The 11,842-nt window shown below is 40.3% G+C and carries 8 protein-coding genes; 3 read left to right on the top strand and 5 right to left on the bottom strand.

What is annotated here, in order from left to right; genetic code table 11:
* Nucleotides 1-121: 121 nt before the first annotated feature.
* Both FCR06_RS26595 and FCR06_RS26590 read right to left on the bottom strand, forming a co-directional pair.
* Nucleotides 122-1,447, bottom strand: a complete 1,326-nt coding sequence (locus tag FCR06_RS26595) for a TIGR03279 family radical SAM protein (protein ID WP_138505120.1) — start codon at nt 1,445-1,447, stop codon at nt 122-124.
* Between the two features lie 130 nt (nt 1,448-1,577).
* Entirely contained in the window at nt 1,578-2,489 is a 912-nt protein-coding gene (locus FCR06_RS26590) for an undecaprenyl-diphosphate phosphatase (RefSeq protein ID WP_138505118.1), read from the bottom strand.
* A gap of 181 nt (nt 2,490-2,670) precedes the next feature.
* Here FCR06_RS26590 and FCR06_RS26585 point away from each other — a divergent pair, with 181 nt between their 5' ends.
* From FCR06_RS26585 to nadB, 3 genes are all read left to right on the top strand, one after another.
* Complete coding sequence (locus FCR06_RS26585) at nt 2,671-3,450, top strand: DUF3120 domain-containing protein (RefSeq protein ID WP_138505116.1); 780 nt, start codon at nt 2,671-2,673, stop codon at nt 3,448-3,450.
* Nucleotides 3,451-3,967: 517 nt separating this feature from the next.
* Nucleotides 3,968-4,396 carry a photosystem II complex extrinsic protein PsbU gene (gene psbU, locus FCR06_RS26580; protein WP_138505114.1) on the top strand — a complete coding sequence of 143 codons (429 nt, stop codon included), beginning with the start codon at nt 3,968-3,970 and terminating at the stop codon, nt 4,394-4,396.
* Between the two features lie 168 nt (nt 4,397-4,564).
* A complete protein-coding gene (gene nadB, locus FCR06_RS26575; protein WP_138505112.1) occupies nt 4,565-6,262 on the top strand; it encodes an L-aspartate oxidase in 1,698 nt (565 codons plus the stop codon).
* Between the two features lie 499 nt (nt 6,263-6,761).
* On the opposite strand, the gene FCR06_RS33875 is transcribed toward nadB, so the two are convergent.
* The 3 genes from FCR06_RS33875 to FCR06_RS26560 form a co-directional block, all read right to left on the bottom strand.
* Entirely contained in the window at nt 6,762-6,911 is a 150-nt protein-coding gene (locus FCR06_RS33875; RefSeq protein WP_223280305.1) for a hypothetical protein, read from the bottom strand.
* An 840-nt stretch (nt 6,912-7,751) separates the two neighbouring features.
* Entirely contained in the window at nt 7,752-9,950 is a 2,199-nt protein-coding gene (locus FCR06_RS26565; RefSeq protein WP_138505108.1) for a CHASE2 domain-containing protein, read from the bottom strand.
* Between the two features lie 767 nt (nt 9,951-10,717).
* Complete coding sequence (locus FCR06_RS26560) at nt 10,718-11,704, bottom strand: vitamin K epoxide reductase family protein (RefSeq protein ID WP_138505161.1); 987 nt, start codon at nt 11,702-11,704, stop codon at nt 10,718-10,720.
* Nucleotides 11,705-11,842 lie beyond the last annotated feature (138 nt).

The raw sequence follows: 11,842 nt of genomic DNA, 5'->3' as shown, positions 1-11,842 counted from the left end.
TGTTACCACAATTAGTAAGTCTTAATTTTGCTTAATTAATTTTCTAAAATACTAAATAATAAAAGTTCCAGGTTCCAGAATCTTGTTAAATTGTATATGCTAAGAATCTAACAAAAATCAGCTAAGCAATACAAGTATTAATTAAATCTTCCACCCCTGCTACTGGTAAGATATTTGTCTTTAATTTACTTGCTAAATCTGCAACACCCATATCATCTAAAAATACTAATTCACCATGCTTTAACATGACTTTTGGTAGCAAAATACCATCACCTAAATCTTGCCCTGCTAAATTCAAAAGCAAGTCATGACCAGTTAGTAATCCTGTAACACTAATATCTTGTCCCCAGTAATCACTAGATAAAGCACGCATATTGACTTCTAAACCTTCAACCAAATTTAAACGCTTCAAAATCGGTTGAAATGCTTTTTCTACAGTATTACCTACTACCCAAGTAAGTTTTCTTTGAGGATAGATTTTTACTGGTAATAATTCTGCCGCAGCGGTAGCAAATTGTTTGAGAAATAATTGAATCGAACCAACACCGTTATCAATTTGGGGATATTCTTCATATTCAGATTCGCTTGGTAATTCCTCGCCTGCAATCAAAAACCACTCATCGGCTAACCAAGCAACGCTAGAGTCGAATTGCTGGCGAAATTGTTGCGAAAGCATTTTGACTTGGGAAATCACTTCTTTAGCTTTTTCCCTAGTTACAGGTATAAGTTTATCTTCTTGGGGACGAAATCGTGTCAATCCAACTGGTACAACCGCCACTGATGCCACTGTAGGCACTTCACTAGTATGAAAGGAGGCTAAATCTTTGAGAGTTTGTTCGAGATGTTCGCCATCATTTATGCCAGGACAAACAACGACTTGGGCATGAATTTGGAGTCGCCTTTGTTGAAACCACTTAAGTTGTTGCAAAATTTGTCCTGCACGCGGATTTTTTAGCAATCTAATTCTTACATCCGCCTCCGTGGCATGAACGGAAACATATAACGGAGACAAACGCATTTGTTCAATGCGTCGCCATTCTCTTTCTGGTAGATTGGTGAGAGTCAGATAAGAGCCGTACAAAAAGCTCAGGCGGTAATCGTCATCTTTTAAATACAAACTAGAACGCTTACCTGGTGGTTGTTGGTCGATAAAGCAAAAGGGACAGTGGTTATTGCACTGAATTAAGCCATCAAATAAGGCAGTTGCAAATTCTAGCCCCAAGTCTTGGTCATAGTCTTTTTCGATTTCAATGTGATGGGTTTTACCAACAGCGTCTAAAACTTCTAGTTCCAAGACTTCATCAGCACATAAAAATTGATAATCAATTAAATCGCGGGGACGCGTACCATTAATAGCAACGATCGCATCCCCCGCTTCAAAGCCAATCTCTGCGGCTATGGAATCAGGTAATACTCTGGTAATGCAGGCAGGTTGAATGGTAGTCATTGGTCATTAGTCATTAGTCATTGGTCATTCTTACAAAGTTATGATCGGAGGAAACCTCCGCTCAGACTTTGCGCTTGGTCATTGGTCATTAGTCATTTGCTTTGGACGAAGGACTAATGACAAAGGACTATTAACTATTTTGCAAAAATCCTCTAGCGATCGCACCCAGGATTACCGCCCCAAATCCCAAGCGATACCACACAAATATCCAAGTGTTTTTAGTTTGAAGATATCGCAACAACCAGGCGATCGATATATATGAAAATACAAACGCTGATAGAGTTCCTACTAATACCACTACTAAGTCAATTTTTCCCAGCGCCTCTTTAAAAAATTCATATAAAGTAGCAATTGTTAAGGTGGGAATTCCTAATAGAAAGGAAAATCTCGCTGCTGTTTGCCTCTCTAGCCCCAAAAATAATCCAGTTGTTAAGGTTGAGCCAGAACGCGATACACCCGGTACTAAAGCTAACATTTGCCCTAGCCCGATTAGCAATCCATCAACAATTGTTACAGAGTTAAAATCTCGTTTGCGACTGCCTAATTTTTCAGCTGTACCTAGTAAAAGCGCCATCACGATTGAAGCGATGGCGATGGTAGTCATACTATTAATCGTTGAATTTTCGTCGTTTAGTGCTTTTTTAAGGATAAATCCCCCGACTAAAGCAGGCAAGGTTCCTATTGCTATCCCCACTAATAATTTCCATTCTTCTCGCTGCCAGTCTTTTTGACGAATAGCTTTCCAGCCTCCTGTCAATATCAGGGTAATATCTGTCCAAAAATAGATTAAGACTGCAATCACACTGCCAAATTGAATTGTTGCTAGAAAAGCTTTCGATCCGAGTGTTTCCCAGTGAAAAGCCTGAGTGAACACTTGCAGATGAGCTGTACTACTAATCGGCAAAAATTCTGTGATTCCTTGAACAATGCCTAGAATAAATGCTTGAAACAGTTGCTCTATTAAGTTAACTGGACTGGAAGCTACAGCTAGATGCTCCCCTCCCACATGTAGCAGTTGGGGGAATAGCGAATTTGTCACCATTAATTGAGACTCCTAAATATACATACTTTTGTGAATTATCCAACTTTACGTTGTTGTCATCAGTTCTTCCGGGCGACATCCAACCTACATAAAATCCAGGTAAAATAAAAATGCCCCCCAAGGGGATTTTGATTTATGATATTTTAAGTAAAATAAAGTTTAGTAACAAATATTAAAAATTTTGATTAATAATACATTGTCCTCTTATATCACTGCTACTAATTGTACTGATACAGAGTTGGATGTATCTGTAACTAAGCATAGAGATATCGTGCAATTGGAGTCTACACTTTCGTCTTCTCCTTCTTTGGCTTTATTTATCTCTACTCGACAAACATGGCTAGTATTTGTGGTGGCGGTATTTTTGGTATCAGTGCCCGTATTTATAGAAGCACCAATAGTGCGATCGCTACCAAGTTTGAGTTTAGCGCTGACAGGATTTTGGGTGTGGCTAAGTTTTAGATTAATGTCACGTCCTGCAACATATCTCTGGGGAGATTTGCTCTTTGGGTTTAGTTGGAGTTGGTTAGCAGGAGCAATTTACTGGGGTTGGTTACGTTGGGAACCTTTATGGCATCTACCAGTGGAGTCTATCGGTTTACCATTTGCTTGTTGGTGTTTGGCAAGGAATTGGGGAAAGGTAGGTAGCTGGTTTTATTTAGGTTCTCTATTCGGTACAGTTTTAACAGATGTATATTTTTATATTGTAGATTTGCTGCCTTATTGGCGGCAAATCATGATAGCAGATGCAAATACTACGTCACAAATTTTACAAAATGCTTTAATACAGGTAGAAACACCTTGGGGACAAGCTTGGGCAATAATTCTTGCCCTAGTGCTGCTAACAGTGGGAATTTTATCTTTAGGCCGAACCCAAAGACACTGGTATGCCTTTGGTGGTGCGGTTATAAGCACAATTTTAGTAGACAGCTTATTTTTGCTAGCGGCGATCGCTGCGTGAAAATAACAAAACTTTTTCTAAACGAATCTACGGCACATCAGTTATGATGCTGTAGATAATTTCTAAATTAAGAAATATTACAATAATTATTCCCCAGCATAAAACCACCTTTACTAGAATTTACGGTATTAGACATCCTAGAACCTCGTATCCGCCTGGGAACTAGAATCAGCCGCCCCGAAAAGATTTAGTTTAGCCTAGGAATGATACCGTAATTTATAGATGCAAGGGTGTTGCCATTAGAGCAGGCACTCTTACCAGTAAAAAAATTTTAGCAAAATTACAGTCAAACCCAGTAACAGTAAATATTGTGGATATTAATACGCTGTATATTAGTTTCTGATGACTGCTGTGTTGATTAAGCTATCAGGTTTTGTCCTTTGTCCTCTAACGTAGACGCATTAGCGGCTTCTCTACGAGACGCACTCGCGTTCGCTCAGTACAAGTGACTAATGACCACTGACAGATGTTAGCTTAAAACTTTTATTTCTGTTTGATGAAAAGAGGTAAAAAAATCGTGAAAGGATTGATGCGTTTATTAACAGTGTTTAGCTTGTTACTTGGTTGTTGGGGATGGCTGGGAACAACTCAGATAGCCCAAGCTGCTAGTTTCAACAGCTTTGCTTTTCCCCAAGTTCCAGTTCTGGCAATTGAGCGGCAGAATAGGGCAGACAAGAAGTTAGCAACGGAATTCGGTAAAAAAATTGATTTGAATAATACCAATGTCCGAGCTTTTCAACAGTATCCAGGGCTTTATCCCACCCTTGCAAAGCTGATCATTAAAAATGCTCCCTACCAAAGCATAGACGATGTATTAAATATTCAAGGATTGAGCGATCGCCAAAAACAAACCCTGCAAACCAACTTCGATCACTTCACCGTCACAGAACCAGAGTCTGCCTTCATTGAGGGAGATGATCGGTTTAACAACGGTATCTACAGATAACTGCATATTGCAGCTAATGTAGCAAATAGTAGCCCACTCCTGATTCTAAAGAGTGGGATATTCTATTAGAAATAAGGAGGATGAGGTAGTATTTATTTTCTTCTTTATTTCCCCTACTTCCTCATCTTTCCCTACTCCCTCATCCCCCATTTCCCCCTCCCCTTAACCTTGCCTCAAATAGATATTCCAAGCCAATTTGATGTTTTAGTAGTCGGCGCTGGAGCCGCTGGACTTTATACAGCGCTGTGTCTACCAGAGTCCTTGCGAGTCGGGTTGATTACCAAAGAAACTGTGGCTTTGTCTGCTAGTGATTGGGCACAAGGTGGTATTGCCGCAGCGGTTGCCCCAGAAGATTCTCCAAAGCTGCACATTGAAGATACAATCCGGGCAGGTGCAGGTTTATGCGATCGCGCTGCTGTGGAATTTCTCGCTGAACATGCCCCTAGCTGCATTCAGTCTTTAGTTAACTTGGGGGTTGCTTTTGACCGTCACGGTCAAGCTTTGGCTTTAACTTTGGAAGCCGCCCATTCTCGCCACCGCGTTCTCCACGCCGCCGACACCACAGGACGAGAAGTTACCACAACCCTCACCGCCCAAGTTCTGCGCCGCCAAAATATTCAAGTCATTCAGCAAGCTTTGGCTTTGAGTTTGTGGATTGAACCCCAAAGTCATCACTGTCAAGGAATTAGTCTGTTTTATCAAGGTAAAATCACATGGGTAAGAGCTGGTGCTGTGGTATTAGCAACTGGTGGCGGGGGTCAGGTATTTGCCCAAACCACAAACCCGGCTGTGAGTACAGGTGATGGCGTAGCGATCGCATCTCGGGCTGGGGCTATCCTGTGCGATTTAGAATTTGTCCAATTTCATCCCACTGCGCTTACTAAACCGGGTGCAGATCGCTTTTTGATTAGCGAAGCTGTACGCGGCGAGGGGGCACACCTAATCGATAACCAAGGGCGGCGTTTTGCCTTTGACTACCACCCAGCTGGTGAACTCGCGCCCAGAGATATAGTCAGTAGAGCGATTTTTAGCCATTTACAACGTACTGCCTTGGATCTGGCCACTGCCCATGTGTGGTTAGATATGCGCCCCATTCCCGCCGACAAGATTCGTCACCGCTTTCCTAACATCATCAAAGTTTGTCAGCATTGGGGTATTGATGTCTTCAATGAACCAATTCCTGTAGCCCCTGCTGCGCATTACTGGATGGGTGGGATTGTTGCAGATTTAATGAATCGCACTAATATTCCCGGTTTATACGCAGTCGGTGAAACTGCCAGTACCGGAGTACATGGAGCCAATCGCCTTGCGAGTAATTCTCTACTAGAATGTATTGTGTTCGGTGCCCAGATGGCTAATATTGAGTTGGCAGACATTGGGCTACCCTTAGAAACACCAGTACTACCATTGCGGAAATTTACGGCTGATGCCAGCGAGTGGCAGACTCAGCAAGCACATTTAGAAACACTTAGGGAAAAGTTACCGCGTTTAGTGTGGCAACATGCTGGTATTTGCCGGGAACAGTCAGGGTTAGAAACTGCGATCGCTACTGTAGAATCTTGGCAGCAAGATTTCGCTGCCTTACCTTTAACTCAATTTTTGCTAGCTTTACGTCCAGCAGAACCAGCTAGTTTTGACCTCCCAGATGTTGAAGCGCAATTGCGACTTTGGGCAGAAACCCGCAATTTATTAGATGTAGCTAATTTAATTCTCAAAAGTGCGGCTTTTAGAACCGAAAGCCGGGGCGGACACTATCGTTTAGACTATCCTCAACCAGATTCAAATTGGCAAGTCCATACACTTGTACAAACACACCACTGGTGGAAATCTTCACTATTGCTTGAAATTTCAGGTACGGCGTTGTAGCCAAGTCGCTGATAGGTAAGTCTATATTATATTCAGTTGAAGGCGTGCCATCAGGGCTGAGACTCTGATATAAAAATTTTTGTAATAAGTGATTAGCCAAACTCGTAAAGAAGTTGAGGTTCTTGAGAGCTGAGTGTTAATAGTCAACCGTCACCGATGAACAGCCAACACAAAAATATAGCAGTTCCCAGTGTAGATTAGGACATAATGACAAGCGTTAATCTCAGGAATAGTAAGGTTTTTACCTTCTGCCTTCTATCTCCTGCCTCCTGCTATATATACTTTTTTAAATGTGGAACAGCTTAGCAAATAATAAGTGTATTTAAGCCCGCTTCTTTTAGAGATTTGCAAAGGGGTTGTGAAGAATCTATCGAACTCAGATTAAGTTAGGAGCGTCCTTGGAGACTTTGAAAGCTCCGTTAGAAATTATATATTCTCCTTCGGTCCCCCAATCCCCAGTCCCTTTTCATCTTACTTGCCGCAAAATCCAAAATTAATCTTAGCGAGTACCACTACCATGCTGACTGTCAGGACCACCATAATTTGGCGGGATATACGTGTCTTTTAAATCCGGAGAATTGACTTTGCGAGCGATTAAAGTATTGTTGGCATTAGGGCTAAGACTAGTAGCACTTGCGGTACTGAACACACCCGTATAACCCACAATTTTGGGTATTGCTATGTAAATACCTATACAAATTATTATAAACTTTATTATTTGTAAGTTAGTTTTCATTATCATCAGTATTTTTACTAATTTTTATTTAGGAAAGTATCATTTTTTAAGTACGTATATTTACTAAAATAAATTTAGAATATTCTAAAATTTATTAGTTTATGCTCGTAATCGACAAGTAATTGTGCTATTAATTTGCAGAGTAAAATCAATTTGCTGGTATTAATTATTCTTAATACTTAAGAAATATTCCTAAATGTCTTATTTATGCATCAGCCTTAAGTTAGATATTTTGATTAATTGCCATGAGCAGTTTACCTAATTCACTATTTATTAATAATATCTTAATAATTTTAAGTATAAACACTAAGTTCATAAATAACTACCCCTAAAATGATATAAAATAATACTTTAAAGTTTTAATAGTGTTCTCTTAAATAAAGTAAAGAAATATAAAGCTAAAAATCTATAAGTCTTACACTTCAAGCTTTACAGAAGTTGCTTAACTGTTTATATATGTAATATTTTACTTAAGTATATAAAATTATTTTATTGTAAAAATACTTACTTAAAAAAATTAGATGTTTTAATTACTGATATTAACTAATTTCTTTCTTACCTCTTCGCGCGACTTGAGCTTGAAGAGATAAAAGCCTTGTTAGGTTTGGATTTTGGCTAAAAAGCTACCTCTGAAATAATATGCAATGCTTTGACAAAACAGAGCTTGGGATGCCTCTCAAGCTAAAGTTGCCACAAAATTTGTATAAATAATTACTCTAATATATAAAATTTAGGAGCTTAGCTCGTGCAAAATTAGGCAAATTCGTAGCGATTTTTACCTGAGCGTTTAGCACGATACATTGCTGCATCTGCTTGTTTCATCAAAGTTTCACTGTCTTGACTGTTGTATGGATAGACACTAATACCAATACTGGCAGAGACTCGGATTGCATACCCATCTAAAACAATAGGCGTGGTAATACCGCTTAAAATTTTTTCGGCGACTTTAGCAGCTACTTGTACATTGGGAATTGCTCGTAGAATCACAGTAAATTCATCCCCACCCAACCGAGAAACTGTATCACTAGCCCGCAAAGAATTGCTGAGTCGGTCAGCGATAGTCATCAGCAGGCGATCGCCCATCTCATGCCCTAAAGTATCATTAACTTGCTTAAACCCATCTAGATCGATAAACAGCAGTCCCAGTAACAAGTTATTATGTTGCGCCCAGTGGAGCGACTCGTAAAGTTGTTCGGCAAAAAATTTGCGATTGGATAAACCGGTCAGGGGATCGTGATATGCTAAATAACGCAAATGGTCTTCTTTGAGTTTTAATTCATTGTTAGAGCGAAATAACTCAGCAGCAGTACGCTTGAGTTCTTCCTCCATCAACTTACGTTGAGTAATATCTCGGATTACCCCAACTAAAAAGAAATTGCCAGCTGAATCTTTGTGGAGCGATCGCTTAGTGGCAATTAGATGAGTCTGACCATTTGCATTTGTAAATTCTTCTTCGTTTTCGTGGGGTTGCTGAGTCCGAAAAACCAGCTCATCCTGTTGTCGAAATACATTGGCTTCATGCTTAGGGAAAAAGTCATAATCTGACTTTTCAATTAATAACTTATTCGGATAACCGATGAATCGACAATATGCCTCATTTAAAACAATCCACTGATGTTGTTCATTTTTCACAAAGATTGGATCGGGAATCGTGTTGATTACGTGATGTAAAAACTCCCTAGAGCGTTTCCACTCTTCCTGTATATGGGCGATATGACTCGTCATCCAAATAGCTGAAATCCCAAAAGTAAATAGCCCAGGAATCAGCGGTATCCACCAACCAGATAAAAAAGCTACATAGGCACTGATGGTTAATACAAAGCAACAAACGAGGACACTGAGGAAGCTTTTGGTTACATCTTGTATCCGCCATGTCGTAATAGCGCCTGCATAAGACCAGACAAAAATCCACAAGTATTCCAGTAATTCAGCCCAGACTTTGAGTAATGGTCTTCCTTCAAGAGCTGCTGAGATTAACTCACTAATAAAATAAGCTTGTAATTGGATACCAGCCACAGGCTTTGCTGTACCCATCAAGCTGCTGGAATAAGGAATAAATACAAAATCCTGGAGACTAGGTGCAGTAGAACCAATAAGTATAATCCGATCTTTAATTAAGTTTCCTGAGACTTTATCTGCGAGTACATCGCTCATTGATACCTGGCGAAAATGAGAAAATTCTACAGATGGATTTTGAGATTTGGGTTTGGGAAAATTAGACAAAATTTGGTAGCCTCTGGCATCAGCTCCAACATAAGCACCATCATTAGCTTCAAAACGAGTAAATACCGCTTTACCCAATTGCAAATACTCAGGGTTACTTTTTGCTTGGGTAGGAATAATGTCCTCTGATTTTAAATACAATAAAGCCAGCTTCAAAGCAAAACTTTCGTGTACCTTATCCTTAACGTGCCAATACAATAAGCTGCGACGTACTTTGCCATCAGGGTCGTACAGCACGTTATTAAAACCCACTTGCTGCTTATTGAGTCCCAGTGGAGGTAAAACTGTAAGGTTTTTTTCATTTGTCAATAGTTCAATACCAATTAAATTTGGCATTGACTGATAAACATTACGTAATTCCTGATGACCAGGCTCTACTGGCAAGTTTCGGTAGATATCCAAGCCTATAGCACGTGGTTTGTGGACATTTAATTTTTCTAACAACTGGGCAATATTCCGATCTGGAATTGGCCAGGAACCTACTTGGTCTAAGTAGGCTTCATCAATCACAACGATAGTAATACGTTCTTCTGGCGGTTCATTTGGACGTAAACGAAAAAATTGATCCAAGCCTGCCAATTCTAAAGATTGTAATAATCCGATGGAGCGCAAAAGCAGGACACAGACTGCAACGCCAGCAGCAGTCATCATTTCCTTGTGTTCTCGACTAAGCGATTGTTTCAGTCCAATGATTAACTTTAGAAAATGCTTGCCTAGCTGTTGATTCATTAAGCCGCTCCCAAAGTTCTAAAACTCGGCTTGTAACTCGCATTCTGAAAACTTCCAGAAACATCTAGGGACTGTTCTTTGCTTCTACACAAATGTTGAGGAAGGTAATTTTGCTCATTGGATTTGCGTTTTTTCACTAATAACAAAAGCATATTGAGAGTAACTTCAACAGACACACTTTGGCGTTTGACCAAATAATTACTAATTCGTAATACTCGCCTTTGGCGAGAAGCAAGCTACGTAATTCGTAATTATTTGGGTACAAGCCCTCACCAAATATGCAGATTTGGTGGTCAACAAGACAGTGTACGAGGTAAGGCCCCCACTGATTGTAACTACGAATTACTGTCTTCGTAGCTAAGCCGTGTCCTCGAGCGTCATTATCAATTACGAATTATTTTGATGCTGACATAATTACACTCGAAGGCGGCTTCCATGTGCTGCAAAAATAAATTAAAGTACACATTGCATGAGAGCCGATATACTTAATCAAGTTCCTTCAGCTTGAGATGTTTGTAGGTGAAAGCCGCAAGAAAGTTGATACAGCGGATTCTAAGTTTTGAATTAGACAAACTTGGTCTGAAAGCAAAGCATTAAGCCTGTTTTACGTCTGAATACTCAATAAAGAATTGAGTATTGGATAACACTTATTACCTATGACCAATATTACCAAAAACAAAAAAGTTAACCGGAAACGGACTTGCTGTCTTTATCCAGTTAACTATGGAATCTAAAAGCCAAGTCGCCAGAAATAGGCTTGTTAGCAATTACTTAAAATATTTGAAGTTACGAGGGCCTGTGTAACCAGAAACTTTTGCTAGTTCCTCTAAATTTTGCACTCCGCTATAGCTTTTCGCATTAATAATCCAAGTCGGGAAGCCTTCAATTTTTGCAGCTTTGCACAATTCTGGTTGAGCTTTGAGTCCTTCGGGAGCACACTCTACCTTAATATTATTGTTGATTTCTTGATAAGCTTGTTTGCCAAACAGCATCTTTTGTTCGTGGCAGTGAGGACACCAATAAGCGACGTATTCCTTAGCACCTATCTTCACCAGATGTTGTGCTAGGGCTATTTCTGCCTCACCAGAAGTAGTGGTAATTTCCCACCCGCCTATTGCTGGGTTAGGATCTACGTTGGGAGCAAAGGAAATTTTTACAGGTTGTCCAGAAGTTCCAGGTGTAACATCTGATTGATTGACGCCAGCATAAATGCCCAAAGTACCAATCAGCGTCACCATCGCAACAATAATGCCAGTAAAAAAGATTTGTCCAATATCCTCCCAAGTACGACCAATAATTGTTAGTACCAAAAGACTAGTGGAGAACAAAGCTGAGCCGATACAGTAAGGACAAACGGCTTTGATTTGGAATGTTAGTAGGTACATTAAGTAGCCGCTAAATACACACATAGCGATCGCACCCACCAACAACAGCCACCAAGTCCAATTTTCCAGCTGCTTGCGACTATTATTCTCCTTTGAGTTAAATGCTAAGGGAGCCAAAGCGAATATCACCATACTGGTGTATGCCAAAAACCCAAACAAAGCTAATGGCTGACCAAAAACTGTTGCCCAAGGACTAGAAAGCACATCATTACAGCCTTTGACACCAGCCTGTGCCACACAAGCTGCACTGCCTCCTATTAACTTTTCTATAGTGAGATAACCTGTTGTCAGGGCACCACATCCAGCGATGGCGGCAATCAATGGACGTGACCACTTATGAATCCAAGGAGTAGAACGGCGGCGAATCATAAACTGCGTATTGGGTACTGGGGAAGGTGGGGCCCCTGAAGGGGATAAGGGTAATGGGGAAGGTGGGGCCCCTGAAGGGGATAGGGGGTAATGGGGATTGAGTACTGGGGATTGGGCATTCAGGAAACTTTTTCTAGT

This window comes from Nostoc sp. PA-18-2419 (assembly GCF_005869855.1).
GTDB lineage: Bacteria > Cyanobacteriota > Cyanobacteriia > Cyanobacteriales > Nostocaceae > Nostoc.
Note: the sequence above shows the minus strand (reverse complement) of the source record. Positions and strands in the feature narration are given on the sequence as shown.

Excerpts from the sequence above, each read along its gene's own strand:
- FCR06_RS26595 (WP_138505120.1), bottom strand. The coding sequence starts at position 1,447 with ATGACTACCATTCAACCTGCCTGCATTACCAGAGTATTACCTGATTCC.
- FCR06_RS26560 (WP_138505161.1), bottom strand. The coding sequence starts at position 11,704 with ATGATTCGCCGCCGTTCTACTCCTTGGATTCATAAGTGGTCACGTCCA.
- FCR06_RS26565 (WP_138505108.1), bottom strand. The coding sequence starts at position 9,950 with ATGAATCAACAGCTAGGCAAGCATTTTCTAAAGTTAATCATTGGACTG.
- FCR06_RS26590 (WP_138505118.1), bottom strand. The coding sequence starts at position 2,489 with ATGGTGACAAATTCGCTATTCCCCCAACTGCTACATGTGGGAGGGGAG.